The organism is Actinoplanes siamensis, from assembly GCF_016862395.1.
In the GTDB taxonomy this organism is placed as follows: Bacteria; Actinomycetota; Actinomycetes; order Mycobacteriales; family Micromonosporaceae; genus Actinoplanes; species Actinoplanes siamensis.
The window spans coordinates 36,112-62,323 of record NZ_BOMW01000004.1 but is presented as its reverse complement, the minus strand read 5'-3'; the positions used below and the strand labels follow the sequence as shown (position 1 = coordinate 62,323).

The window sequence follows — 26,212 nt, the reverse complement described above, 5'->3', positions numbered from 1 at the left end:
TGCGACAGCCGCGGTCGCGTGATCATCGCGTTTCTCCCTTCCGCTCACCCTCCACGATCGGATGATCCGGGCGTACCGGGCAGGGCCGATCGGCCCGCATCCGGCGGCGGTGCCGCACCGGACTCCAGGAAGAGGGGGGTGTCCGGGACTTTCGTCCCTGCCCCTCGGGGCGCCGCCGGAGCAGGGTGGACACCATGGAGGTGGTAGCCATGCTCGCGCTGCTGCTGTTCACCGCGGTGCTGCTGGTCAGCGTGATCGTCGCCGTCTGGCCCGACACCGAGCCGGCGCAGGAGGCGTCCGGCGCGGAACCCGACCGTCCCGGCCCGGATTCCGCGGCGCAGCCGCCGACCACCCTGGAGGGCGCGATGGCCGCCCAGTTGCTCCACGGCGAGATCACCGTCCAGCGGTACCGCCACACCCTGGAACTGCTGGCCGCCCGCGACGACGAGGAGTACCCGCTCGCGGCGCCGGAGAAGGGTGATTTCAGCGCGGGTCCGTGAGGCCGGCCGGCGGATGGCGCCGCGCCAGGCGGGCGGCCTGCTCGGCGGCGCGGATGATCTGTTCGAGATCGTCGCGGGCGGCGCTGATCTCGGAGCGGCTGGGCGCCGGCCCGTTGAGCACACCCAGGGCGAGTTCGGCGTAGCTGCCGATCACCGCGAGCAGGTCGACGAGGTCGCGGGTCGCGCTCGCGGCGCCGGCCCGCGCCCGGGTCTGCCGGACGCCGCAGGAGAGCACGTCCGCCAGCATCTGCGCGTCGTCGTCGAGGCAGCGCAACTGCCGGACCGTCCAGTGCCGCGGCTGATGCGCCGCGACCGCCAGGACCGCGATCACCGCGCCACCCTCGTCCCGGACCGGGAATCCGGCGTACGCCTTGAGGTCGTGGCTGCGTACCAGGTCCCGGCCGGCGAGACCGACGTCGGCGCCGACGTCGTTGATGATCAGCGGCAGCCCGGTATGGACCACCACGCCGGACAGCGACCCGTCCAGCGACAGCTGGTCACCGACGGCGATCGGATCCAGGCCGCGGCAGGCGATCACCCGCAGGGCGCTGCCGACGACCAGGTAGGCCATCGCCATCGGGGAGTCGGTGGTGTCGGCGACCGCCTGGACGAGGCGGTTGATCGGCTGCCGTGTGGGATCTCTGGTGCCGAGCTCGGTGCCCACACCTCGGGTCTACACCCCGGCGACCGGACCGGTGCCCGGAACGGTGCGATCCGGCGCCTGTGCGCGGATGGTCGGACGTAGTCACCGGGCTCGGCCGGCAGTCATCCGACGGCTGCCCCCACCAGCTCGCCGACGCCGAACGTGACGGCCATCGCGAGCGACCCGCCGGCCACCAGCCGCACCGCCGCGCGCCGGCGCCGGGCGCCTCCCAGCCAGGCGCTCAGCCCGCCCGTCACCGCCAGCGCGAGCACGACCACCAGGAACGTGACAGGGATCCGGATCCCCGGCGGGGACAGCACGATCGCCGCCAGCGGCAGCAGCGAGCCGGTGGTGAACGCGACAGCCGAGGCGCCGGCCGCCTGCCACGGGTTGGTCAGCGCCTCCGGGTCCAGGTGCAGCTCGATGTCCGCGTGCGCGGTGAAGGCGTCCCTCTCGGTCAGCTCCCGGGCCACCTGCCGAGCGGTCGCCGGGCTGAGCCCCTTGGCCTCGTACAGCTTGACCAGCTCCTCCAGCTCCTGATCGGGGAACTGGGCCAGCTCGCCGCGCTCCTTCTCCAGCAGAGCCCGCTCGGTGTCACGCTGGCTGCTCACCGACACGTACTCGCCCAGCGCCATCGACACCGCCCCGGAGACCAGGCCGGCGATGCCGGCGGTCAGCACCGGGGCGGCCGAGGCGGTCGCCGCGGCCACGCCGATCACCAGGCCCGCGGTGGAGATGATGCCGTCGTTCGCGCCGAGCACCCCGGCGCGCAGCCAGTTCAGCCGGCCGCTCAGGGCGGTGTCGTGCGGTTCACCCGGGTGCGTGATCATCTGTTCCTCCGTCTCGACCATTCCAACGACACCGCCCGGGGTTAATCATCCCGGTGGCCCGGGTGAGCCGATTCGACCCAGGCGTCCGGATTGCCGACGCTGCCCGTGCTGTCTGCGTTGGCCTGCCTCTACCTGATGACCAACCTGTCGGTCGAGACCTGGCTGCGCTTCCTCGCCTGGATGGCGGTCGGCCTGGCGGTCTATCTCGGATACGGCCGCCGCAACAACCGCCTGGCGCGCCAGGAGACGATCGAAACCGGCAGTTAGCGGTACGCGACCACCGCGCCGGGCCGGGCAATGCCGGCGAAAGCCGGCCGACCGCCCGTCGGTCCGCGCGGGGATTGAGGGTTGTACGGCACTCTTCTGCTGTTCGACGACGAAAGTCTCCACCGAGATTTCAGCGATACGATTCATGGGCATGGCACCCGGGGATTTCCACCTGACCATGGACGAGCTGCGCGCCGTGGCGCACTACGCGGCCCAGCACGCCGAGGACGTGCTGCCGGTCTTCGAGCACGCCGTGCCGGACGATCCACGCCCCCGGGCCGCGATCGCCGCGGCCCGGGCGTTCGTCGACGGGGCGAGGCGGACGAACCTGCAGCGCGTCACCTCGCTCGACGCGCATCGGGCCGCCCGCGCCGCGCCGGGCGAAGCCGCGCGCCTGGCCGCGCGAGCGGCCGGTGACGCCGCGTCGGCCGCCTACCTGCACCCCATCGCCCGGGCCACCCAGGTCGGCCACATCCTGCGGGCCGCCGCGAGCGCCGCGCGGGTCGGGGAGATCCAGGCCGGCGGCGACCCCGCGGCCGGGGAGGCGCTGCTGGACCGGTCGCGGCGGCGCGCGACTCCGGTGCTCGTCGGCGTGCTCCGCCGCTATCCGCCGGCGCCGGGCGGGGGCGGGCGGGTCGCTCGATTGATGAGCACACTCGACGGTTCGCTGCGTGGGACCGCCGCCTGCCCTGGTACGGCGCGATGATCCTGCCCGGGGTTCGTGATCCCCGCTTCGTGACCATCCGCCGGGGCGGGACGCTCACCGACGACGATCACCACCTGCTCGCGCTCTGGGCCGCCGCATGTGCCGAGCACGTCCTCGGCCTGTTCGCATCGGTGCGGCCCGGCGACCCGCGGCCGCGGCACGCGATCGAGCAGGCCCGGGCCTGGACCCGGGGCGAGGTCGGGATGATGCGGGCGCGCGCGGCCGGGGGCCATGCCATGGGCGCGGCCCGGGACCTGCGCGGCGCGGCCCGGTTCGCCGCCTACGCCGCCGGGCAGGCCGCGGTCGTCGCCCACGTCGCCGCGCACGAGCTCGGCGCCGCTGCGTACGCGATCAAGGCGGCTCGGGCGGGCGGCGGCGAGGCCGCCGGGCGCCTGGAGTGCCGGTGGCAGCGCGACCGGCTGCCCGCGCCGATCCGCGAGCTGGTCCTCGACGACCAGCGGCTGCGCAACGACATCTGCTGGTCGGTGTTCGACTGCTGACCTGCTCAGGCGGTCGCGCGGACCTGCTCGGACAGCGCCGGCCAGAGCAGCGGCGCGGCGCCGATGGTGAGCTCGGTGGAGAAGTCCGGGCCGTGCCCGCCGAGGACAACTCCGGCCTCCCGGGCGACGAGAGCGCCGGCCGCGATGTCCCACAGGTTCGTGTCCAAGGCCAGCCCGCCGTCGAGGCGCCCGGCCGCCTGGTACACCAGGTTCAGCGCCGCCGGCACCCGCCGGATGTCGCCGACCAGCGGCAGCAGCTCGCGGATCACCCGGCCGGCACGGGCCTTGGTCGCCGGGTTCGGCTGGAAACTGACCCCCACCAGCGCCCGTTCCAGTGACGGCCCGCCGGTCACCGCCAACGGCTCGCCGTTGAGCAGCGCGCCACCGCCGTCGACCGCGCTGAACGTCTCCCCGGCCACCGGCTCGTGCACGACCGCCATCCGGGCCCGGTCCTGGTGGTACAGCGCGATGCACACCGACCACGGCCCGGTCCGGCTGATGTAGTTGCGGGTGCCGTCCAACGGGTCGACGACCCAGGTCCACCCGCTGGCGCCGGCGTGGCCGTGACCCTCCTCGGCCTGCACCGCGTCGTCCGGCCAGGCCGCGCCGATCGCGTCGACGATGAGGCGTTCGCTGGCGATGTCCACGTCCGAGACGACGTCGTTGACGTGCGCCTTGGGGGCGCCGACCCGCAGGGTGTCGCGGCGTTCCAGCTGCAGCCGCCCGGCGCGCTCGGCCAGGCCGGCGACGAGGTCGCGGGCCGCGAGGAGATCTCGGTTCATCACCGGCCAGGCTAGCCGATCGGCGATGGAGGTCGCCGCGCGTCCGGACCCCGCCTGAACGCCGGGCGACCACCGTGCTCGACGCCCGCGTCCGCCTCCGCGACGTCCAGATCGTCGCCCGCCGCGCCGACCCGCGCACCACCATCCGCTACGACCGCGCCCGACCGTCGACCCGGAGCGGATCTCCGCCAGTGCGATCGGGCACTTCCGACGCTCCGGACGGGACAGGTCGGCCGAGAGGTGACGGTGGCGGGACGCCGTGATAGGTAGTTCAGTTGTATATAGTGGAACCGTGAGGGAGCCGACGTACTTCATCCTGGCCGCGCTCCAGGACAAGCCCCGCCACGGTTACGCGATCATGGCGCGCGTGGCCGAGCTGTCCCGGCAACGCGTCACGCTCGCCACCGGCACGCTCTACCAGGCGCTCGACCGGCTGGCCCGGGAGCACCTGATCGAGGTGGTCCGCGACGAGGTCGTCAACGGCCGGGCCCGGCGGCACTACGCGCTCACCCCGGAGGGACGCCAGGCGCTGCGGGCCGAGGCGGTCCGGATGGCCGAGGCCGCCCGGGTCGTGCTGCGGGCGAGGCCGGCATGAGAGGCCACCACCTGTTGGTACGGCTGTACCCGCGGGACGAGATGCTCGGGGACAGAAGCGGGGGACGACGGTCTGCGGGCGGTCCACGACGTCTGGTACGGGAAAGGCGCCCCCACCGACGGTTGTCAGATCTTCGGGGAGCGGGCGCTGTCCGCGGCAAAAGAGGATGCGGCATCAGCCGTCGCGCAGTGAGATAGGGCAATGTCAGACGTCGGTGTCCGCACGACGGACCGCCTCCGCCTGGAGCCTGTTGGCGCACAGCATGCGGATGACCTGCTGGCGCTCTACCGCGATCCGGCCGTAGCCGAGTGGTAAGGGCAGTGGACGAGCGAACAGCGACGCGCATGTGTTGACGGGTGCGACACGGGCGAGGGTGTGGAGATCGGATGGTGCTGGAGCGGTCCTGGCGACCAACCCTGATCGCCAGGACCGGACCGGCGCCGGCTCGAGTTCAGCGACCGGCGGGCAGGGCCGCCCACCGATCACCGCCGCGGTATGGGTGTCCTGTCAGTAGCGCAACGTGCCGATGATGTCCTGGAGCTGGGCCGATATCCGGGACAGGTCGGTGGCGGCGGTCTCGCTGGCGTCCACGGCGTCCTGGGTGCTCGACGTGACGTGCACGACCTCGGCGAGCTGGGTGCTGATGTCCGAGGTGCCGTCGGCGGCTCGCTCCAGGTCGTCGGTCATCCCCCGGGTGGTGGCGCTCTGCTGCTCCACGGCCGAGGCGATGGTGTTCTGGAGGTCGGTGATGTCGCCGACGATCTGCCCGATGCCGGCGATCGACCCGACCGCCTCCTTGGCGTCGCGCTGGATCGCCTCGACCCTTCGGGAGATGTCCTCGATGGCCCGCGCGGTCTCCTGGGCCAGGTCTCTTACCTCCGAGGCCACCACGGCGAAGCCCTTGCCCGGCTCGCCGGCGCCGACCGCCTCGATGGTGGCGTTGAGCGCCAGCAGGTTGGTCTGCTCGGCGATCGCGGTGACCGTCTTCACCACGCTGTCGACCTCCGCGGAGGAGGCGTCGAGTTTGGTCATCAGGATTTCCGCGTCAGCGGCGGCGCCGACCGCGCTGGACGCCACCTCGGCCGCCTGGCCGGCACTGACCGCGATCTCCCGGATCGCCGCGCCCATCTGCTGCGCGCCGCCGGCGACCGCCTGCACGCCAGCCGTCACCGCCCCGGCGGCCTGGTCGATCCAGGTGACCCGGCTGGAGATCCGCTCCACGCCGTCGGACAGGTTGCGGCTGGCCGCCTGCATGTCCTCGGACCGGCGGGCCAGCCCGGAGCTGGCCTCCGCGAGGGTCCGCAGCACGGTGCGCAGGTGATCGACAGCGGCGCCCGCCGAGCGGGACATCCGGCCGATCTCGTCCGCGCCGCTGTCCGCCGGGCGGGGACGCAGATCTCCGGCGGCCATCGCGGACATCATCGCCTCCAGCGCGGCCAGCCGGCGGGCGACCATCCGGGCCGTCAGCGAGGTCAACCCAGCGACCAGCAGGATGCCGGCGAGCAGCGTCACGACGATGGCGGTCCGGGCGCTCGCGGCGGCCGCCGCGACCGAGGGCGCGTTGTCCTTCCGATCCGCGATGCCCGACATCCGGACGATGCCGATGACGCCGACGGCGACGGCGACGAGCAGGCCGGCCGTCGCGGCCAGCAGCAGGCCCGAACGCATGCTCAGGCGATTGCCGAGGGACGACATGGCGTCACCACAACCCTTCACGGACAGAGCGAGCGAGGCGAGAGGCACGCCGCCCGGGAGAGCGACGGAACAGGTCCACCGTAAGAGCTGGCGGCAGCGCCGGTTCCTGGTTTGCGAGCCCCGCAGCATCAGACTTCTCGCCTCCCGCGAGCGTGCTTCCGGTCGTACGAACGCGTTTGTTCCTGTTTCTTTTCGTTGACATGACACATGTAACTGCCTCAATGTGAACGTGTTACATCGTCGGTCGAAAGGAAACACTCGATGCCACGATCGCCGTGGAGAGCACCGCTCCTGGCCGTCCTGTTGGTCCTGTCCCTCCTCGTCGTGCCGGCCGCGGCACAGGCGGCGCCGTCCGAGGCGCGGGCCGCGCGGGCTGGCGCACAGGCCGCCGTCACCGTGCACGGCCTCAAGGGTGAGTACTTCCGGATGTCCGCCCCGGGCGCCCGCGACTTCGCCCAGCTGGGCGGCGTCTCGCTGGACCCGAACATCGACCTGTCCGATCTGACCGGCAGCTTCCAGTCGTTCCTCGGACGCACCGAGCACACCACCGCCCGCTGGACCGGCAAGCTCACCGCCCCGGCGACCGGGGACTACACGTTCTCGATGATCGGCGACAACGGGTTCCGGTTCTCTCTGGACGAGAAGCCGGTGATCGACCACTGGGTCGGTGACTGGGACGTGGAGCAGACCAGCGCGCCGGTGCACCTGGTCGCCGGCGAGAGCCACGACGTGCGCGTCGAGATGTTCCAGGACGTGGGCGGCGCGAACCTGTTCCTGCGCTGGTCGGCCGCCGGGCTCGCGAGGCAGATCGTCCCGGAGAGCGCTTTCACCCCGCCGGACGACTTCCCGGTGTTCCCGGTGTCCTTCGAGGTCGGCGCGGACGGCCGCAAGGTGGCCGCGACCTTCGACGCGCCGGTCACCGCGGTCGCCCAGACCACCGCGCACCTGGTCGTCGAGGCCGACACCACGCCGATGCCGGTCTCGTCGGTCACCAGGAGCGGCACGAAGCTGACCGTCACCCTCGCCCAGCCCATCCAGGCCGGTCAGAAGGTGCGGATCAGCTACGACGGCAACGGCGGCCTGGCCGTCGGCGGGGAGACCGTTCCACAGATCGTCCGCTCCGCGACGAACCGCTCCAGCCACCGGCTGACCACCCCGTGGGCCGACAAGCTCGACGAGCGGCACCCGCTGCCGGAGTATCCGCGCCCGCAGCTGGTCCGCGACGACTGGCTGAACCTGAACGGCCCGTGGGAGTTCGCCGGCGCCACCGCGGCCGAGCAGCCGGTGTTCGGCAGGAAGCTGGGCGAGCAGATCATCGTGCCGTTCCCGGTCGAGTCGCAGCTGTCCGGCATCGAGCGCCGCGAGTCGCACATGTTCTACCGCAAGCTCGTCACCGTGCCGAAGAGCTGGAGGATCGGTTCCGGCCAGCGGCTCAAGCTCAACTTCGGCGCCGTGGACTACCAGGCCGAGGTGTACGTCAACGGGACCCTGGTCACCGAGCACACCGGCGGCTACACCGCGTTCACCGCGGACATCACGGACGCGCTGCGCGGTCGTGGACAGCAGGAGATCCTGGTCGAGGTCACCGACGTGACCGGGCCGGACCAGCCGAAGGGCAAGCAGTCGCTGAACCCGGGCGGCATCGTCTACACCCCGTCGTCGGGCATCTGGCAGACGGTCTGGCTGGAGCCGGTCGCCGACGCCGGGATCGACGCCGTCGTCACCACGCCGGACCTGGCGACCAGCTCGCTGAAGGTGACCGTCACGTCGGCGTCCGCGAAGGCCGGCGCCAGGGTCACCGCGGTGGCCCGGGACTCCACCGGCCGCAAGGTGGGCACGGTGTCCGGGGGCGTGGGGACGCAGCTGAGCCTGCCCATCGCCAGGCCGCATCTGTGGACCCCGGACGACCCCTACCTGTACGACCTGGACGTGACACTCGGCCGGGACTCGGTGGGCAGCTACTTCGGGATGCGGTCGGTCGCCGTACGCGATGTCGGTGGTTTCCCGAAGCTGGTCCTGAACGGAAAACCGATCTTCTCCCTGGCCACCCTGGATCAGGGCTTCTTCCCGGACGGTCTCTACACCGCGCCGAGTGACTCCGCGCTCAGGTTCGACCTGGTGGAGACGAAGAAGCTCGGCTTCAACGCGGTCCGCAAGCACATCAAGGTGGAACCGGCCCGCTGGTACCGGCACGCCGACGAGCTCGGCCTGCTGGTCTGGCAGGACTTCGTGTCCGCCGACATCACCGGCACGGCCGGGCAGCAGGCCTGGTACAACCAGGGCCGGGAGATGATGGACCAGTTGCACGACAGCCCGTCGGTGATCGGCTGGGTGGTGTTCAACGAGGGCTGGGGCGAGTGGGACCGCACCGCGACCGGCCAGATCACCGAGCAGGTCAAGGCCGCCGACCCGTCCCGGATCGTGAACGCGCACAGCGGCGTCAACTGCTGCGCCTCCAAGGGGGACTCCGGCAAGGGTGACGTCATCGACCATCACGACTACAACAACACCGACCCGGCCTACCCGGACGCGACCCGGATCGCCATGGACGGCGAGCACGGCGGGTTCACCCTGCGCACTCCCGGGCACATGTGGCCGGGCACGCCCGCGGTGATCTACAGCGGCGTCGCGGACAAGGCCGCGCTCACCGCCAAGTACGTCGACAACACCGAGCGGTTCTACCTGGAGGCTGCCGGCGCGGAGCTGTCCGGTTCGGTCTACACCCAGATCACCGACCTGGAGACCGAGCTGAACGGCCTGTGGACGTACGACCGGCGGGAGATCAAGGTCGACCCCGCGGCGGTACGGGCGGTCAACCGCAAGGTCATCGCGGCCGGCGCGAATCCCACCTCGCCCGCGGACTTCCCGGGTCACGGCGACTGGAGCCTGGACGAGGGCGCCGGCACGGTGGCGAAGGACAGTGGTGGCGGCAGCGACCTGACGCTGACCGGGAACACCGCGTGGACGCCCGGGGTGACCGGCTCCGCGCTGCGCTTCGACGGCGACGGGGACTACGCGGACACCGCCGCGCCGGTCGTCGACACCACGAAGGACTACACGATCGCGGCCTGGGTCACCCTGGACAAGCTGCCGGGCAACTACGCCACAGCGGTCAGCCAGGACGGCCGCCGGGTGGAGAACCCGTTCTACCTGCAGTACGGGCAGGGCGCGTTCGCGTTCAGCACGCCGGGCGGCAACCGGGCCCGGCTGGCCGTCACCCCCGATCTGAACCGGTGGTACCACCTGGTGGGTGTCCGTGACCACGCCACCGGCGAGATCCGGCTGTTCGTGGACGGCAAGCGGGTCGCGACCACGACGGCCGGGCCGGGCGTGGTCAGCACCGGGCCGCTGTCGGTCGGCCGGGCCAAGTATGCCGGCAACCGGACCGACTACTGGTCCGGCGCCGTCGATCAGGTCCATGCCTTCGGCCGGGCGCTGACCGACGAGGAGATCGGTTCGCTGTACGCGGCGGAGGCCCGCTGAGCCCGGGGCGGCGCGGGCCCGCCCAGCCCGCGCCGCCCAGTGCCTCGTCGCCGGTGCTCAGGTGCGCCCGGTGACCAGCCGGTGCACCTCGTCGAGCAGGGCCTGTCTCTCGAACGGCTTGCGCAGCAGCGGCGCGTCGGCGGGCAGCTCCTGACCACCGGGCGCCGGGCCGCTGGTGTAGCCCGACATGAACAGCACCGGCAGCCCGGGGCGGTCCCGCCGGAGTTCCGCGGCCAGCTGGGTGCCCGACATGCCCGGCATGATGACGTCGGTGAGCAGCACGTCGAAGGCGAGCGCCTCGTCCCGGCACAGACGCAGCGCCTCGGCCGGGTGGGGCGCCGAGAAGACCTGGTAGCCGGCCTTCATCAACAGCCGGGAGACGATGTCGCGGACCGCTGCCTCGTCCTCGACCACCAGGACCCGCCGGCCGTCCCCGGGCCCGGTGGAACCGGCCGGGCCGCTCGGGCCGGTGCCGGAGGCCGCCGCGGCGCCGGCGGGCAGGCGGACCCGCAGGGTGGTACCGCGACCCGGCTCCGACTCCAGGGTGATGGTGCCGCCCGCGTCGGTGATCACGCCGTACGCGGTGGCCAGGCCCAGCCCCGTACCGCTGCCCCGGCCCTTGGTGGTGAAGAACGGCTCGAAGGCGCGGGCCAGGACGTCCGGCGTCATCCCGCAGCCGGTGTCGGTGACCGCGAGGCAGACCAGGTCGGCGCCTCCGCCGTCGTGTTCCAGGCCGGTGCTGATGGTCAGCCGGCCACCGGACGGCATCGCGGCCCGGGCGTTGAGCACCGCGTTCATCACGACCTGCTCGAACTTGCCGCGGTCGAGCACCACCGGCGGCAGGCCAGGGGTCAGCGCCGTGCCCAGCTCGATGTCCTCGCCCAGGGTCCGGCCGAGCAGCCGCAGCATGTCCGAGGCGACCGCGTTGAGATCGAGCAGCTCCGACTTCGACGGCTCGGAGCGGCTGAACAGCAGCAGCTGGCGGGTCAGCGCGGCGCCCCGGCCGGCGGCCTGCTTGATCCCCACGGCGTCCGGCTGCCCGGGATGGCTGTCGCCGAGCTCGTCGATCAGCATGTCGGCGTAGCCGGAGATCACCGCGAGGATGTTGTTGAAGTCGTGGGCGATGCCACCGGCGAGCTGTCCGAGCGAGTCCAGCCGCTCGGACTGGCGCAGTTGCTGTTCCAGCTGGGCGCGCCGGCGCTCGGCGGCGATCCGCTCGCTGACGTCGCGCAGGATGCCCTCCACGGCCACCGGCTCGCCGGTTCCGCCGGTGGCCGGGCCGGCCCGCTGCTCGATCCAGACCACCTCGCCGTCGCGGCGGCGCAGGCGGTACGTGACGGTGGCCGGAGACGAGGCCGCCTGCCACGACTTCTCGAAGACCGGCAGGTCCTCCGGCTCGACCAGGTCCCGGATCAGGTCCGGGTCGGCGTAGAAGTCCTCGGCGGTGAATCCGGTGATCGGTTCCACGGCCCGGCTCAGGTACTCCATCGCCGGGGCCGGGGCCAGCCGGTACCGGAAGATGATGTCCTGAGCTTGCTCGGTGAGCAGGCGGAACCGTTTCTCGCTGTCCCGCAGGGCGGCCACGGCCTGGCTGTGTTCGGTGATGTCGGTGGAGATGCCGGCCACCGCGTACGAGCGGCCCGCGTCGTCGGTCAGCGGGAACTTGACGGTCAGGTAGGTGCGCACGCCGTCGTCGCCAGGCGCGTGCTCCTCCATCTGGATCGGCACACCCCCGGTCAGCGCCTGCAGGTCGTTGTCCCGGAACGCGTCGGCCACCTCCGGCGGGAATAGGTCGTGGTCGGTGAGCCCCACGATCTCCTCGCGGCGCAGCTTGAATCGGCGCTCGTACTCCTTGTTGACCAGCAGGTACCGGCCGTCGGCGCCGCGCATGTAGATCACCGCGGAGGTGTGGTCGATCAGGGCCATCAACTGGTCGCGCCCGAGTTCGGGCATCGGCCGGCGCATGCCCCGGCGGCCCTCGGCGTCGATTTCGGTCTCCACCCCGCCCCCGGCTCTGTCGCAGTCAGCCGACCAGTTCCACCGTGACCGGTGCGGCCGCCTCCCGTGGGCAACGTACTCCCGGGTGACCTGCGGTTTCCGGATTTCGCCCGATCAGCACCGGGCGCAGCGCGGCCAGGGCGTGCCGTTGCCGGGCCCGGGTGAGACGTTCCAGGTGCGTCTGTGTCATGCCTGTCGTGCCGGTCCGGTTCGACACCACCCCGGGATCACCGAGGCCGGCCGCCTCCCGCCGCTCCTGGGGCTTGAACAGGAATTTCCTGCTCAGCATGAGGTGTGCCCCGGAGACCTGGGCGTGCATGGCGAGCAGCCGGTACCAGTCGGCCAGGACCGGCCGGCGGGCCACGAGCCGCCGCAGTTGCTCGGCGGGCAGCGCCAGGCCGGAGTCTCCGGACCCGAGGTCGGCGAGCAGCCGGTCCGGCAGTGGCGGCGCCTCCATCAGCGCGCCGATCTCGGCGCGCTCCTGGTCGAGCAGCGCCGGGAACAGCCGCCTGGCCTGCTGGTCGTAGCCGGGTAGGGCGATGCCGAGCAGGAAGTCGCGTTTCAGCGCCTCCGGATCCAGCGCCCCGCTGGGCGGGATGTCGTCCGGTGCCCAGTGCGCGGCGAACTGGCGGAAGACGTCCATGAACGCCTCGGCGGTCATGGTCTGCCCAGCCGGGCGCGTGGCGAACTCGACGAGCAGGCGGCGCAGCCCGTCGAGCAGCGCGGTGGCCTGCCGTACCCGGTGACCCGCCTCCTCGCCGAGCGGCCCCGCCCCGGCGCCGGTCAGGGGCAGCAGCTCGCGGTTGACCGCCGACTCGATCGCCTCACCCTGTTTGACCAGCAGGAAGAAGCTTTCCTCGCCCGGCGTGCCGGTGTAGCTGCGGATGCGCCCGTCGTCAAAGACACCGGGCAGCTCGGCCACCACCTCGCCACGCAGCCGCACCCGGACCGTGCCGACGTTCCACCGCACCAGCGACGCGTAGCTGTCCCGGCCGTAGTGGCCGGTGCCGGTCCGGCCGGCCAGGGCGGCGAAGTAGCGCCGGAAGGGTATCCGCTGCTCGCCGGTGAGGAGCGGCTCGAAGGCGCGTTCCGGATGCCGCCGGCCGTCCGGGGTCCGCTCCTGGTAGTGGCGTGCGACCGAGGCGCCGAGGAGCCCGAGCTGCACCACGAGCCGCCGCGCCGGCCCGGGCGCCAGCCGGCCCGGGTCCGGCAGGTGGCGCAGGACGCGCTGGTCCGCCTCGGTGACCAGCAGGCCGGGTGGAGCCCGGCCGTCCAGGATCGCGGTGTTGAGCCGGGGCAGATCGTGCAGCACCCAGTCGCCGACCTGGTCCGGAACCATGCGGGCCGTCACCTCCGCCCAACGTCTCATCCGAACTCATCGGCAAGGTCCCGACGGCGTTGAGGGCGGCCGGTCACTGCCGGGGTGCGCCGTAATACCAACCATTCTCGCGACCCCCGGCTGGCTGGCCGCGCCACCCGCGCTCGGCGCCGGCCGGGCGTGGACCACCCGGCCGGCGACCGCGGCGTCCTGGCGCCGTGAGGGCGCCGGTCTCAGACCGTGAAGCGGCCCACCAGCCCGGTCAGGCGGCCCGCGGTGGCGTTCAGCTCACCGGCCGCCTCGTGCGAGGCGGCCACCGTCCGCCGGGTGCCGTCGACCGCGCCACTGACCACCCCGATGCCCTCGGCGATGTCCCGGCTGCCGGCTGCCACCTCGGCGATGTTGCGGGCCATCTCGGCGGTGGTCGCGGCCTGCTCCTCCACGGCCGCGGCGATCGCCGTCTGGTAGTCGTTGACCTGCGCGATCCGGCCGGTGATCGCTTCGATGGCGGCCACCGCCCGAGTGGTGTCGGCCTCGATCGCGGCGACCCGCGCGGTGACGTCGTCGGTCGCCCGCGCCGTCTCCTGGGCCAGTTCCTTGACCTCGCCGGCGACCACGGCGAAGCCCTTGCCGGAGTCGCCGGCCCGGGCCGCCTCGATCGTGGCGTTGAGCGCCAGCAGGTTGGTCTGCTCGGCGATGCCGGCGATCAGCCGGACCACGCCGGCGATCTCCGCGGTCGACCCGCGCAGCTCGGCGATGACGCCCGCGGCCGCGGCGGTCAGCTGAACGCCGTCGCGGCCGGCCGACGCGGCGTCCTGCGCGTTGCTGGAGATCTCAGCGATCGACGCGCCCATCTCCTCGGCGCCGGACGCGACGGTCTGCACCGCGCTGGAGACGCCCTCGGCGGCCGTGTTGACCGACCCGGCCCGGTTCGCCGCCGCGTCCGCCGAGCTGGCGAGGGCACCGCCGTTCGCGGCCACCTGCTGCGCCGACGCCGAGACCTCGTGCGCCGCGCTGGTCACCTCGGTCACCACCTCGCGCAGTTCGGTCACGGCGCTGTTCAGCCCCTGCGCGGCCACCGCGATCTCGTCGGAGCCCTGCACGTCCACCTGGACGGTCAGATCGCGGTGCGCCAGCCGGCTCATCGCGTCGGTCAGCCCGCGCAGCCGCCGCCCGATGACGCGGGCCTGCACCACCGCCAGCACGGCGCCGGCCACCGCCAGCAGCACCGCGGCCAGGACGAACGAGAACAGCATGTCGCGCCGGCCGGTGCGTACCGCCTCGATCGCGCCCTGCGCGTCGGCGTCGTAGCCGCCCACGGCGATCGCCCACTGGTACGGCTGGTAGTAGGTGACGGTCGTCGTGGTGGCGCCGGTCGTGCCGTTCGAGGCGCCCGGCAGCTGGTACGTGGTCCGCCAGGTGTCGTCGCCGGAGAGTTTCGGCGCCTTGGCCAGGATCTGCCGGACGTACTCGGCGCCGTTCGCGTCGGTGGCGTCCAGCCGGGTCTGTCCGGTCTCCCCGTCGAGGCTGGAGGCGACCACCCGGCCGGCGTCCACGGCGGCGGTGCTGTAGACCGAGGTCCAGCCGTTCGCCCCGACCTTCTCGGTGGCGATCGCCGACGTCAGGCCGGCCAGCGCGGTGGACTGCGGCACGCCGGTGAACAGCGCGCCGATCACCTTCCCGGACGCGTCCTTGATCGGGTCGTAGCCGGTGATGTACGGGACGCCGACCACCTGGGCGACGCCGCGGTAACCCTTGCCCGACACGATCGCGCTCACCACGGCGGTGGGCTTGCCGTCCGCGCCGACGGCCGGGATGTACGTGCCGACGTTGCCCTTGATCGTGGTGTCGACGCGCAGCAGGTCGCCGGCCTCGTTCATCCGCTGGAAGACGGTGATCTCAGCACCGACCAGATCCTTCGTCTGCGCGACGAAGCGCTGGGCGGAGGAGGTCTCGCGGCCCAGCCAGTCGCCCTCGACGGCCATCCGCGGCAGGGTGACCGCCTTCTTCGCCTTGGTGACCTGGTTGGTGGCCGTCCACCGGGTGGTCGCCGCGGCGAGGCGGGCGCCGCCGTGCTGGGCCAGGAACGTGTCGGCGGCGGTCATCTGCTGGTTGACGGCGCCCTGCACCTGGTCGCCGACCGAGTGCACCAGCGTGGTGACGTCGGCGGTGATCCGGTTCAGGTTCTCGGTGTTCTGGGCGACGACCTTGGCCTCGGTGTGGTCGGCGAAGGCGTCGCTCTGCCAGGAGCCGACCGCGACGAGCACGACGGCGGTGCTCACCACGCCTCCGGTACCCAGCGCCAACAAACGATGACTCATCTTCACGTCCTGCGCATCGGCGGAGAACCGGCCGGACTGAGCACCCGCGTGGCCGCCGGTGCGCCGCGGTTTCTCACAGATGCTGCTCGACCACGGTGGTCGCGGCTTCGCCCAGCAGCGTCCCGGCGGCCGCCGCCCGCAGGCACAGGTGGGCGTAGGCGTCGCCCGGCGAGCTGCCGCGCCCGGCGGCGAGCAGGGTGATCGCCAGCTGGATGGTGGCCCGCACGGCAAGCGCTTCCGCGTACCCGCCGAGCAGCTCCTCGGCGCCGGGGTCGGCGGGCGCCGCCGGTGTGGTCCCGATCGTCAGCTCGTGGCGGACGGCGTACAACTGGGCCACCCCGAAGATCAGCGGCTGCATCGCGACGTCGTCGCGGCCGTACAGGTTGAGCACGGCGCCCGGCGCTCCCCGGCCCATGTGCAGCGGGACCGACACCGACGCCTGCAGCCCCAGGGTGGGCGCCAGCGCGTGGAAGCCGGGCCAGTCCATGGTCGCCGCGACATCCGGCACGCCGACCGGCTCGCCGGTGTCGAGGGCCTGCAGGGACGGACCGACCCGGTCGCTGATCTGTGCCTCGTCGACGGCGATGGCCACCTCGCTGCTGGCGGCGACAATGGTGTACTCCCGCCCGCGCAGGGTGGTCACCGAGGCGTAGTCGGCGGCGCCCACCCGGTCCGCGGCGAGGCGGGCGATCTGCTTGAACCGGGCGTCGATGCCGGCGACGTGGTCGGGCGTCTCCGCCAAGGTCACGATGGCGTCCGCCAGCGGCCGCTTCCGCGGTCGTACGTCCGCTTCCCGCGCTTCTGCCATGACATCTTCCCTGCCGCCCCGTCGGGCCCAGCCTGTCGGATCCCCCCGCTGCCGGCTTTCACACCGGCCGGAACAGGTTCACCGGCCGGTGGCGATGGCGGCGAGCCGGGGCAGCAGCCAGGGCGCGATCAGCCGCTGGACGCCCGCGGGGGTGTAGTGCAGGCCGTCGCTGCGCACCCGCAGCCCGCCGACGGTCCAGGTGAACGCGCCGCGCGGGCAGACGACCGGGTTGAGGTCCAGGACGGTGACCTTCCCGGGGTGCGCGGCGGCCACCGCGCGCAGCAGCCGGTTCCAGGCGTCCACGCGTTCCGGCTGGTCCTCGGGGTAGAGCCCGCCGTCGGGTCGCTCCGCGCGCCGGGTGTAGGCGGCGGTGAGCAGGACGACCGCGGCGCCCCCGGCACCGGCCAGGGCGACCGCCTCGTTCAGCAGCGCGGTCAGGTAGCTGTCGTAGTCCGGCTCACCGACGTGCTGGTAGCGGCCGTGGTAACGGCGGTCCATGAGTTCCCAGCGGTTGAGCCCGATGACCGCCACGTCCGGGTTGTCCTTGGCGATCGCGCCGCGCCAGCGCCGCCGCCAGGTGGCGCAGCCGGGATAGTTGGTGTGCGGCGTGCCGAGTTGCCGCAGGTCGGGCAGGGTGGCGATGCCGCAGCCCTGGATCGCGCGGACGCTGGTCCACAGGCCCGGGTGTTCCGGCAGGTAGGTGCCGATGGTCCAGGTCACGGAGTCGCCGAGGAAGGTGACCCGGGGCTGCCGTCCGGCGCCGGGTGGCCGGCCGGCCCGGTCGACCGGCGCCGGCGGCCCGGCCCGCCCCGTGGCGCCGGGCGGCGCGACGGCCGGGATCACGACGGCCGGCGCCGCGGTGACCGGTCGCGGCGCGGCCGGCCAGTTGATTATGACGGCGGTGAGGGCCACGGCGGACGCGGTGACCAGGGCCGGCGCCCGTCGGGGCAGGATCCGGCCCAGAGCGCCGTGCCGGATCGGCCGCTCGACGAGGTGGTAGCCGAGAACGGCGACCGCGAGCGTCCCGGCGAGGCGGACGGCCAGCAGCGGCCAGCGGGACAGTCCGGTGGCGTCGGCGGTGACGAAGGTGAACAGCGGCCAGTGCCAGAGGTAGACGCCGTAGGAGACCCGGCCGAGCCGGACCAGGGGGGCCAGGCCCAGCAGGCGTGCCGGCAGCGAGTCCGGGCCGGTCACCACGTGGGCGATCACCAGGGCGCCGGCCACGGCCGCGAGGGTCAGGCCGCCGTGGTACAGCCAGGCCGCCTGCTCGTCGGCGAAGTGCCACAGCAGTCCGGTGACGAGCACGCCGGCCGCGCAGAGCACGCCCGGCCACCGGCGCGGCGTCGTGGCGTGCCCCCGCGCCAGGACGGCGGCGAGGGCGGCGCCGATCAGCAGGGCCTGCGCGCGTGTGTCGGTGCCGTAGTAGGCGCGGGCGATCGACGGCGGCCCGCCCAGGCGGGCGCACAGCAGCTGCGAGGCGACGATCCCCGCGCCGCAGACGATCAGCAGCGCCGCGCGGGCGCGCCGGGCGGTCAGCCGGACGGTCAGGGCGGCCAGCAACAGCGGCCAGAGCAGGTAGAACTGCTCCTCGATGCCGAGCGACCAGGTGTGCTGCAGCGGCGAGGGGGCCGCGGTGACCGCCACGTAACCGCTGCCCCGGAAGATCATCCGCCAGTTGGCGAGGTAGGCCAGAGCGGCGTACGCGTCGGCGCGCAGCAGCCCGAGCGCGTCCGGGTCGAGCCGGGCCCGGCCGGCCAGCACGGTCGCCGTGAGCATCACCAGCAGGGCCGGCAGCAGCCGCCGGGCCCGCCGGGTCCAGAACCCGGCCAGATCGATCCGGCCGGTGCGGGCGTGTTCGCCGAGCAGCAGCGCGGTGATCAGGAATCCGGACAGCACGAAGAAGGTGTCCACGCCGAGGAAGCCTCCGGCCACGGCGGTGACCCCGCCGTGGAAGAGCAGGACCGCTGTGACGGCGAGCGCCCGGATGCCGTCCAGGGCGGGGTGGTAGCCCAGCGACGGGCGTGGCGCCGGTGCGGCGTCCGACATGACGCTCCCTTCTGAGGGGAACGCGGCATACCCGGCTCTTCGCCGGATATGTCCAGAGAATCCATGCGGATGCCGAGGGGTGCTACACGTTGCCGCGTGCACTTCTGACGGCACCGCCAGCACCGGGGATCAGTCGAGCCGCAGACTCACCGGGTAGCGCGTCAGCCACTCGTTGAGGCTCAGCACCATCTCCATGCTGTGCCGCAGCGGCGCGAGCGAGCTGCCCTCGTACTCGCCGCCGGTCAGCTGGCCGGCGAGCTTGTCGTCGATCAGGGGACGCAGCGGCGAGTCCGGGTCGGCCAGCACCGCGCGGGTCTGCGTGCGCAGCATCTGCTCGTAGGCGGGGTCCTGGGTGGACGGGTACGGGCTCTTGCGCCGGGCCACCACCGAGGCCGGCAGCACGTCCGCGGTGGCCGCCCGCAGCAGGCTCTTCTCGCGGCCGTCGAAGGTCTTCAACCGCCACGGCGCGTTGTAGACGTACTCGACCAGGCGGTGGTCGCAGAACGGCACCCGTACCTCCAGGCCGTGTGCCATGCTCATCCGGTCCTTGCGGTCCAGCAGGATCTGCACGAACCGGGTCAGGTGCAGATGGCTCACCTCGCGCATCCGGTGCTCGGCCGGGGACTCGCCGTCCACGTGTTCGACCTCGGTCAGCGCCTGCCGGTACGCCGCGTCCTGATAGCCGGGCAGATCCAGCTTGCCGGCCACGTCCGGGGCGAACAGCTGCACCTGGGGGCCGGGCGAGAGGGCCTGCAACGCGGCGACCCAGGGGAACGTGTCGGCGGCCACCACCTGCGGGTCGTGGAACCAGCGGTAGCCACCGAACACCTCGTCGGCGGACTCGCCGGACAGGGCGACGGTCGACCGTTCCCGGACCGCGCGGAACAGCAGGTACAACGAGGTGTACATGTCGCCGAGCGGGGACGGCAGGTCGGTCGCCGTCAGGACCGCGCCGCGGTACAGCGGATCCATCAGGGCCGGCGAGTCGAGGACGATGTCGCTGTGGTCGGCGCCGACGTGCCGCGCCACGTCGTGCACGAACGGGGTGTCGGGGGTCTCGCGCATCTCGTCGGCCCGGAAGTTCTCGGCCTGGCCGGCGAAGTCCACGGCGAACGAGCGCACCGGTCCCGCCCCGGCGGCGCCGAGCGCCTTCGCGGCCAGCGCGGTGATGGCCGAGGAGTCGAGGCCGCCGGAGAGCAGCACACCCAGCGGCACGTCGGCGATCAGCTGCCGCCCGACGATGTCGTCGAGCAGTTCCCGGACGGTCCGGACGGTGGTCGCCTGATCGTCGGTGTGCTCCCGGGCGGTGAGCGTCCAGTACCGGGTCGCGCGCAGCCCGGAACGGTCGACCCGGATCAGCTCGCCCGGCCGGACCTCCCGCAGGTCCCGGTAGACGCCGTGGCCGGGGGTCTTCACCATGGCGATCAGCTCACGCAGTCCGTCGCTGTCGACCACGGCCGGCACCTGCGGATGGGCCAGCACCCCCTTCGGCTCGGAGGCGAAGATCACGCCATCGGCCATCCGGCGGTAGTAGAGCGGCTTGATCCCCATCCGGTCGCGGACCAGCAGCAGCGCCTGCTCGCGCGGGTCCCAGAGCCCGAAGGCGTACATCCCGTTGAGTCGCTCGGCGAACGCGGACCCCCACTGCAGGTACGCGTGCAGCAGCACCTCGGTGTCGCTCTCGGTGCGGAACTCGTGCCCCAGGCCGCGCAGCTCGGCCCGTAGCTCCCGGTAGTTGTAGATCTCGCCGCTGTAGGTGACCGCGGCGATCGTCGCCCCGTCGTGCTCGACAGTCATCGGCTGCGCGCCGGTGTTCAGGTCGATCACGGCGAGCCGGCGATGGCCGAGGCCGACGTGCTGATCCAGCCAGATGCCCTCCGCGTCGGGGCCGCGCAGACTCATCGTCGCGGTCATGGCGCGCAGCACCGCGCCCTCACGCCGCAGGTCCCGCTGGTAGTCGACCCAGCCCACGATTCCGCACACAAGCGACCTCCCTACACCGATCGATACCTCAGCTGTAGTGAATCTGTGACTGAATAGCAACTCTGCGTGATATTACAGACAATCAATCGGAATGCCCTTGCGCCGGAAACGTCGTGTCGCCCGACGCCCGCGGGCGCCGGGGCCCGGCAAGAGCATGAGACGTCCCTGACCGGCGGCCGCCGGGTCGCGGCCGGGCGCGGGGTGTGTCGACGGACAGGCCGACGGCGGTGGGCCGGCGGTCAGGGGTCCCTCGGGCCGTCGGAGACACGCCTGGCGTCAGCCGGCGGCGGTCAGCTGGCCGGCGGCGGTCGCTCGGGCCGGCGGAGGAACGGCTCGCGACCGGTCCGGCGACGGTGACCGGGTCGGGCCGCGTCGGCCGGTCGCCATAAGGCGGGAATATCGATAGGCTCACTAGGCTATCGGCACCGCACGAGGGGAGCAGCGAGCATGAGCGACGAGGTCGCCACGGCGCTGGCGCAGGACCGGGTCATCGACATCACCACCGTCGGCCGCCGGACCGGCGAACCGCGCCGGATCGAAATCTGGTTCCACCGGGTGGACGGCCGTTACTACATTTCCGGCACCCCCGGCCGCCCCCGCGACTGGTACGCCAATCTCGTCGCACACCCGGAATTCACGTTCCACCTCAAGGAGTCGGCGACCGCCGACCTGCCGGCGACCGCCCGCCCGGTCACCGACCCGGTCGAGCGGGAGAAGGTCCTGGCCGGGCTGCTCGCCCCGCTCAGCGAGTTCACCAGCAAGCCGGGCCAGGAGCTGGAGGTCTGGGTGGCGAACAGCCCGCTCGTCGAGGTCACCTTCGGCTCCCGGGCGAGGTGACCCGGGCGGGGCGGTCGGCCGCCGTCGGCTCGGCGCGGCGTCGCCGGGAGGCAGGCGGCGGGTTCCGAGCGGCGCCGGTCGCCGTCCGCGCGGCGTCGCCGGGAGGTCGGCGGTGATCAGCGGGGGCGGTTGTCCACGATACGGCGGGCCTTGCCGATCGAGCGTTCCAGGACGGTCGGCGGCACCACCTCGACCCGCGCGGAAACCCCGACGGTGTTCTTGATCAGTTCTTCGAGGGTACGGCCGGGGCTGTCCCCGGCCGCCCCGGAGCGCGCCTCCACCCGGACGGTCAGCTCGTCAAGCCGCCCCGGCCGGTCCAGCACGCACTGGTAGTGCGGCGCCAGGCCGGGCACCCGCAGGATCAGCTCCTCGATCTGGGTGGGGAACACGTTGACCCCGCGCAGGATCATCATGTCGTCGCTGCGGCCGGTCACCCGCTCCATCCGGCGCATCGGCCGGGCGGTGCCGGGCAGCAGCCGGGTCAGGTCGCGGGTGCGGTACCGGACGATCGGCATCGCCTCCTTGGTGAGCGAGGTGAACACCAGCTCGCCGGTCTCGCCGTCGGGCAGTGGCCGCTCGGACGACGGGTCGATCACCTCCGGGTAGAAGTGGTCCTCCCAGACGTGCAGGCCGTCCTTTGTCTCGACGCACTCCTGGCCGACGCCGGGGCCGATCACCTCGGACAGCCCGTAGAGGTCGACGGCGTGCATGTCCAGGCGGCTCTCCACCTCGCGGCGCATGTCCTCGGTCCACGGCTCGGCGCCCAGGATGCCGACCTTGAGGCTGGTGCTCCTCGGGTCGAGGCCCTGGCGCTCGATCTCGTCCAGGATGGTCAGCAGGTAGGACGGGGTGGCCATGATGACGTCCGGCTCGAAGTCGGCGATCAGGCGGACCTGTCGTTCGGTCATGCCGCCGGAGACCGGGATGACAGTGCAGCCCAGGCGCTCGGCGCCGTAGTGGGCGCCGAGCCCGCCGGTGAACAGCCCGTATCCGTACGCCACGTGCACCCGGTGCCCGGGGCGCCCGCCGGCCGCGCGGATCGACCGGGCCATCACGCCGGACCAGGTGTCGAGGTCGCGGCGGGTGTAGCCGACGACGGTGGGCCGGCCGGTGGTGCCGCTGGAGGCGTGGATGCGGGCGACACGGTCGCGGGGGACGGCGAACATCCCGTACGGATAGTTGTCCCGCAGGTCTTGTTTGGTGGTGTAAGGGAAGCGGGTCAGATCCGCGAGGCTGCGGCAATCGTCCGGGTGGACGCCTGCCGCTTCGAACGTGCGGCGGTAGAAGGGCACGTTCTCGTACGCGTGGCGCAGCGTCCACCGCAGCCGGTCCAGTTGCAGGGCGCGCAGCTCGTCGGCGGAGGCGGTCTCGATCGGGTCGAGGTCCTCGGGGCGCGGGGTCAGGTCGACACGTGCCACTCCTTCGCCGGCGCGGATGCCGTCCTCGTGCCACGGTATTACAGCTTGCGTACCCTTGATCGGATGAGCATCGGCAAGGGCGACCTCGCGCCCGACTTCGCACTGCCCGACCAGGACGGCACGCCGCGGCGGTTGACCGACCTGCTCGCGGAGGGGCCCGTCGTCCTGTTCTTCTACCCCGGGGCGATGACCAGGGGGTGCACCGCGGAGGCCTGCCACTTCCGCGACCTGGCGGCGGAGTACCGCGCGGCAGGCGTGCAGCGGGTCGGCATCAGCCGGGATCCGGTGGAGAAGCAGAAGCAGTTCGCGGAGACCTACACCTTCGACTATCCGCTGCTGTCCGACCCGGGCTCGGAGACCATCGCGGCGTACGGCGTGAAGCGCAAGCTGGGCCCGGGCGCGCTCGGCACCCGGCGGATGACGTTCGTGATCGGGACGGACCGGACGGTCCTCGACGTGATCCACAGCGAGCTGGACATGAACCACCACGCGGCGCGGGCGCTGACCGTGGCGGCCGCCGCCGGCGCTCAGGGCGTGTAGACGTCGGCCATCCCGGTGACCATGCCGTTCGCGGTGGTCGCCTGGGCCAGGCCGCCGCCGGTGAGCCGCTCGGGCAGCTGACCGGGATGAACCGGCCGATGGTCTTCTCGCCCGGCAGGGCGACCGTCTGTTCCGGGTGGCTGTGCTGGCTGGTCACCTCGAGCCGGCGCCCGGCCCGTACCCCGTCGGACGGTCACCCGGACCGCGGCAGACCGGCTGCCAGTTGCGCCACGGTGTGCGCACGGATGCCGGGCGGGGGCGCGACGGCGAAGCGGGCGGCGACGGCGCGGACATGACCCTCGGCGGTCTCCGCGAGCCCGTCGTAGATGGCGACGAACAGCTTGCGGGCCGGTCCGCGCAGCCAGCCCGGCGGCAGCAGGCGGCCGGGCAGCTGGGGGTCGAGGATGGGTAGACGCCGGTACGTGTCCATGACGTCGGTACGGACGCGAACCGCTTCCGCGCCGGCGACCTCCCCGGCCTCCATCCGGGGCGGCGTCGGGCTCCAGCGCCGGACGAACGACTCGTACTCCGCGGCGATCGCCGCCGTGTCCCAGGCGTCGATGGGGGCCCGCCCGCCGGCGGCCCGCACGTCGACGTGCCGGGCACGGAACACGGTGACGGCGCCGGGGGCGAAGGGGGCCAGTTGCGCCCGGACCTTGTCGGTGCGATCACGCGGCGAAACCCACAGGCCGTCGTACAACGGCGCGAAGCCCATCCACCGCAGCTGCGCGCGCAGCCCTCGCCGTTGGGCGCTTTCGGTCTGCGGCAACGAGAAGGCGACAAGCGTCCAATGCTCGTCCCACGGCGGATCGCCGTCGGCGGGCGAGACGATGGCGCTTCCGCCGACGGCAAGGAACGTGGCGGCGGCCACGGTCAGCCGGTACGAGCTCTGCCTGCCGTCCCGGCGGCCCTCGAGCACCCCGCGGCGGGCGAGCCGGCTGATGGCGGCGCGGGCCGCCGCGGTGCTCACGCGGCTCTCCGACAGCAGGGCGACGACCGCGGCCGACGGCATCCAGGCCCTGGTGCGCAGGGTGTAGTCCGCCAGCAACGTCACCGCCAGTTCCTGGGACGAGCTGCCGGCCTGCCGGCGCGGCAGCCGCACCGGGTCCGCGGCGTCGTCGGGAAAGATCTCCTCGATGTCGTACGGGCTGGTCAAGGGCGGCGCTCCGCAAGATCTCGGTGGTGTCGACTCCCGACTGTAGACCGCCGATCGAGCCGCGCCACCGGCTGAATCGATCAACTTCGATTGACAGTTTTGTGACCGCCGAGGAAGCTAAGTGACATTCGACGCCTGTGGCGCCGGGTCACGCGAGACGGCCGGGCACAGCGGTGTGCGCCGGCGCCCGCTGCCCGCGCCTCTTCCCCGAGGAGTCACGAGGATGAAGATCAGACGGAAGGTGCTGCTGGCCGTGGCCGGCGCGCTGGCCGTGGCCGGGTTGGCCGTCCCGGCGGCACGACCGGCGTTCGCGGCCTCGTTGACCGAGGTCACCGCGTTCGGCAGCAACCCCGGCGGCATGCGCATGCACGTCTACGTGCCGGACGTCCGCCCGGCCAGCCCGCCGATCGTGGTGGCCATGCACGGCTGCGGCGGCTCCGGTCCCGGCTTCTACTCCGGCAGCGAGTTCGCCTCGCTCGCCGACCGGTACGGGTTCATCGTGATCTACCCGTCCGCGATGCAGGAGGCCGGCTTCGGCAGGTGCTTCGACACCTGGTCGACGGCCGCGAAGACACGCGACGGCGGCAGCGACCCGGTCTCCATCGCGTCGATGGTCTCCTACGCCGGGCGGCAGTACGGCGGCGACCTGAACCGGGTGTACGCCACCGGCAGCTCGTCCGGCGGCATGATGACCCAGCACCTGCTCGCGCTCTACCCCGACCTGTTCAAGGCGGGAGCGGCCTTCATGGGCGTGCCGTTCGACTGCTTCGCCGGCGCCGCCGACTATCCGCCCGGCACGAGCCGGTGCACCGGCGGTGCGATGAACCGTACGCCGCAGCAGTGGGGCGACGCGGTCCGCCGGGTCGTCCCCGGCTACAGCGGTCCACGCCCGCGGGTGCAGCTCTGGCACGGCACCGCCGACACGCTGGTGCCGTACCAGCTGCTCCAGGAGTCCATCGAGCAGTGGACCAACGTGTTCGGGCTCAGCCAGACGCCCACGTCCAGCGACACCCCGCAGCCCGGCTGGAACCGCCGCCGGTACGCCGACGCCACGGGCGCCGTCCAGGTCGAGGCGTACAGCGTCCAGGGCGCCGGGCACACCCTGCCCTCCAGCGGCATGGCCGCCGCGGCCATCGCCTTCTTCGGGATCACCGCCGAGCCGTCGGTCCCGCCGTCGTCGTCGCCTCCGGTCACCGGGGCGTGCCGGGTCACCGACACCGTCAACGCCTGGAACAACGGCCTCACCTCGACGATCACCATCGTCAACAGTGGCGCCGGGAGCATCGACGGCTGGTCCCTGGTTTTCACCCTGCCGGCCGGGCAGACCATCACGTCCGGGTGGAGCGCCACCTACTCCGCGCCGTCCGGACAGGTGACGGCGCGCAACGCCGCCTACAACGCGGTCATCGCCCCGAACGGCTCGGTCTCCATCGGCTTCCAGGCGACCCATACCGGAAACGCCGCGAAGCCCACGTCGTTCACGCTCAACGGCGCGGCCTGCGCGGTGAGCTAGCACCGGCGGCGCTCACCCGCCATCGGCCGGATCGGACGACGGCTCCCGGGTGGGCGTTCCCGCGGCTGGGTGCAGCGGAGAGCCGGCTTCCCCCGCCGGGCTGGTGCTCATCGGCGGCTTTTGCCGCCATGAGCACCAGCCCGGCTTTCTCAGCTGGCCTCCGCGGTGGTCATCGCAGGGCCGTGGCAGCGCTGGAACCCAGCCGCAACCGTGCGCATCCCGTGCCGCCGCCAGGAGAACACGTGATCTCCCACCGCTGTATCGGGCACCAGA

At 72.7% G+C, this 26,212-nt stretch carries 21 protein-coding genes; 9 read left to right on the top strand and 12 right to left on the bottom strand.

Annotation, left to right across the window (positions count from 1 at the left end):
- Positions 1-194: 194 nt before the first annotated feature.
- On the top strand, positions 195-500 hold the full coding sequence (locus tag Asi03nite_RS01150; protein ID WP_203676337.1) for a hypothetical protein: 306 nt from the start codon (positions 195-197) through the stop codon (positions 498-500).
- On the opposite strand, the gene Asi03nite_RS01145 is transcribed toward Asi03nite_RS01150, so the two are convergent.
- Both Asi03nite_RS01145 and Asi03nite_RS01140 read right to left on the bottom strand, forming a co-directional pair.
- The gene (locus Asi03nite_RS01145) at positions 484-1,164 is read right to left on the bottom strand and encodes a GAF domain-containing protein (protein WP_203676335.1); all 681 of its coding nucleotides are present in this window, start codon (positions 1,162-1,164) and stop codon (positions 484-486) included. The two genes, Asi03nite_RS01150 and Asi03nite_RS01145, sit on opposite strands and share 17 nt — an antisense overlap.
- 101 nt (positions 1,165-1,265) lie before the next feature.
- Positions 1,266-1,973 carry a VIT1/CCC1 transporter family protein gene (locus Asi03nite_RS01140; RefSeq protein ID WP_203676333.1) on the bottom strand — a complete coding sequence of 236 codons (708 nt, stop codon included), beginning with the start codon at positions 1,971-1,973 and terminating at the stop codon, positions 1,266-1,268.
- Positions 1,974-2,063: 90 nt separating this feature from the next.
- On the opposite strand from Asi03nite_RS01140, the gene Asi03nite_RS01135 reads away from it, so the two are divergent.
- The 3 genes from Asi03nite_RS01135 to Asi03nite_RS01125 all read left to right on the top strand — a co-directional run bounded on the left by Asi03nite_RS01135 (position 2,064) and on the right by Asi03nite_RS01125 (position 3,446).
- Complete coding sequence (locus Asi03nite_RS01135; RefSeq protein WP_275409293.1) at positions 2,064-2,240, top strand: amino acid permease C-terminal domain-containing protein; 177 nt, start codon at positions 2,064-2,066, stop codon at positions 2,238-2,240.
- Between the two features lie 151 nt (positions 2,241-2,391).
- On the top strand, positions 2,392-2,946 hold the full coding sequence (locus Asi03nite_RS01130) for a putative immunity protein (protein WP_239102265.1): 555 nt from the start codon (positions 2,392-2,394) through the stop codon (positions 2,944-2,946).
- Positions 2,943-3,446 (top strand): putative immunity protein, encoded by a 504-nt coding sequence (locus tag Asi03nite_RS01125; RefSeq protein ID WP_203676330.1) that lies wholly within the window; start codon positions 2,943-2,945, stop codon positions 3,444-3,446. The genes Asi03nite_RS01130 and Asi03nite_RS01125 overlap by 4 nt, the downstream gene beginning before the upstream one ends.
- A gap of 5 nt (positions 3,447-3,451) precedes the next feature.
- Here the strand turns inward: Asi03nite_RS01125 and Asi03nite_RS01120 are convergent, their stop codons facing one another.
- The gene (locus Asi03nite_RS01120) at positions 3,452-4,228 is read right to left on the bottom strand and encodes an inositol monophosphatase family protein (protein ID WP_203676329.1); all 777 of its coding nucleotides are present in this window, start codon (positions 4,226-4,228) and stop codon (positions 3,452-3,454) included.
- A 292-nt stretch (positions 4,229-4,520) separates the two neighbouring features.
- On the opposite strand from Asi03nite_RS01120, the gene Asi03nite_RS01115 reads away from it, so the two are divergent.
- On the top strand, positions 4,521-4,823 hold the full coding sequence (locus Asi03nite_RS01115) for a PadR family transcriptional regulator (RefSeq protein ID WP_203676325.1): 303 nt from the start codon (positions 4,521-4,523) through the stop codon (positions 4,821-4,823).
- A gap of 507 nt (positions 4,824-5,330) precedes the next feature.
- Here Asi03nite_RS01115 and Asi03nite_RS01110 read toward each other — a convergent pair.
- Entirely contained in the window at positions 5,331-6,518 is a 1,188-nt protein-coding gene (locus tag Asi03nite_RS01110; RefSeq protein WP_203676323.1) for a methyl-accepting chemotaxis protein, read from the bottom strand.
- 261 nt (positions 6,519-6,779) lie between these two features.
- Between Asi03nite_RS01110 and Asi03nite_RS01105 the strand changes: the two genes are divergently transcribed.
- Positions 6,780-10,001, top strand: a complete 3,222-nt coding sequence (locus Asi03nite_RS01105; RefSeq protein ID WP_203676322.1) for a LamG-like jellyroll fold domain-containing protein — start codon at positions 6,780-6,782, stop codon at positions 9,999-10,001.
- A gap of 57 nt (positions 10,002-10,058) precedes the next feature.
- On the opposite strand, the gene Asi03nite_RS01100 is transcribed toward Asi03nite_RS01105, so the two are convergent.
- The 6 genes from Asi03nite_RS01100 to asnB form a co-directional block, all read right to left on the bottom strand.
- Positions 10,059-12,002: a hybrid sensor histidine kinase/response regulator gene (locus tag Asi03nite_RS01100; protein WP_239102262.1), complete on the bottom strand. Its 1,944-nt coding sequence runs from the start codon at positions 12,000-12,002 to the stop codon at positions 10,059-10,061.
- Positions 12,003-12,024: 22 nt separating this feature from the next.
- Complete coding sequence (locus Asi03nite_RS01095; RefSeq protein WP_239102261.1) at positions 12,025-13,368, bottom strand: hypothetical protein; 1,344 nt, start codon at positions 13,366-13,368, stop codon at positions 12,025-12,027.
- A 182-nt stretch (positions 13,369-13,550) separates the two neighbouring features.
- Positions 13,551-15,638 (bottom strand): methyl-accepting chemotaxis protein, encoded by a 2,088-nt coding sequence (locus tag Asi03nite_RS01090; RefSeq protein WP_203676321.1) that lies wholly within the window; start codon positions 15,636-15,638, stop codon positions 13,551-13,553.
- Positions 15,639-15,711: 73 nt separating this feature from the next.
- Positions 15,712-16,446 (bottom strand): GAF domain-containing protein, encoded by a 735-nt coding sequence (locus Asi03nite_RS01085; protein ID WP_203676320.1) that lies wholly within the window; start codon positions 16,444-16,446, stop codon positions 15,712-15,714.
- 78 nt (positions 16,447-16,524) lie between these two features.
- The gene (locus tag Asi03nite_RS01080; protein WP_203676319.1) at positions 16,525-18,492 is read right to left on the bottom strand and encodes an acyltransferase family protein; all 1,968 of its coding nucleotides are present in this window, start codon (positions 18,490-18,492) and stop codon (positions 16,525-16,527) included.
- A gap of 129 nt (positions 18,493-18,621) precedes the next feature.
- A complete protein-coding gene (asnB, locus tag Asi03nite_RS01075; protein ID WP_203676318.1) occupies positions 18,622-20,475 on the bottom strand; it encodes an asparagine synthase (glutamine-hydrolyzing) in 1,854 nt (617 codons plus the stop codon).
- Between the two features lie 447 nt (positions 20,476-20,922).
- Here asnB and Asi03nite_RS01070 point away from each other — a divergent pair, with 447 nt between their 5' ends.
- Positions 20,923-21,312, top strand: coding sequence for a nitroreductase family deazaflavin-dependent oxidoreductase (locus Asi03nite_RS01070; protein ID WP_203676317.1), 390 nt, complete (start codon positions 20,923-20,925; stop codon positions 21,310-21,312).
- A gap of 116 nt (positions 21,313-21,428) precedes the next feature.
- On the opposite strand, the gene paaK is transcribed toward Asi03nite_RS01070, so the two are convergent.
- Positions 21,429-22,730, bottom strand: a complete 1,302-nt coding sequence (paaK, locus tag Asi03nite_RS01065; protein ID WP_203676309.1) for a phenylacetate--CoA ligase PaaK — start codon at positions 22,728-22,730, stop codon at positions 21,429-21,431.
- Positions 22,731-22,793: 63 nt separating this feature from the next.
- Here paaK and Asi03nite_RS01060 point away from each other — a divergent pair, with 63 nt between their 5' ends.
- Positions 22,794-23,270 (top strand): peroxiredoxin, encoded by a 477-nt coding sequence (locus Asi03nite_RS01060; protein WP_203676300.1) that lies wholly within the window; start codon positions 22,794-22,796, stop codon positions 23,268-23,270.
- Positions 23,271-23,463: 193 nt separating this feature from the next.
- Here Asi03nite_RS01060 and Asi03nite_RS01055 read toward each other — a convergent pair whose 3' ends face one another.
- Positions 23,464-24,426 (bottom strand): PaaX family transcriptional regulator, encoded by a 963-nt coding sequence (locus Asi03nite_RS01055; RefSeq protein ID WP_203676298.1) that lies wholly within the window; start codon positions 24,424-24,426, stop codon positions 23,464-23,466.
- A gap of 223 nt (positions 24,427-24,649) precedes the next feature.
- On the opposite strand from Asi03nite_RS01055, the gene Asi03nite_RS01050 reads away from it, so the two are divergent.
- On the top strand, positions 24,650-25,939 hold the full coding sequence (locus Asi03nite_RS01050; protein ID WP_203676296.1) for an extracellular catalytic domain type 1 short-chain-length polyhydroxyalkanoate depolymerase: 1,290 nt from the start codon (positions 24,650-24,652) through the stop codon (positions 25,937-25,939).
- Positions 25,940-26,212: the final 273 nt, after the last annotated feature.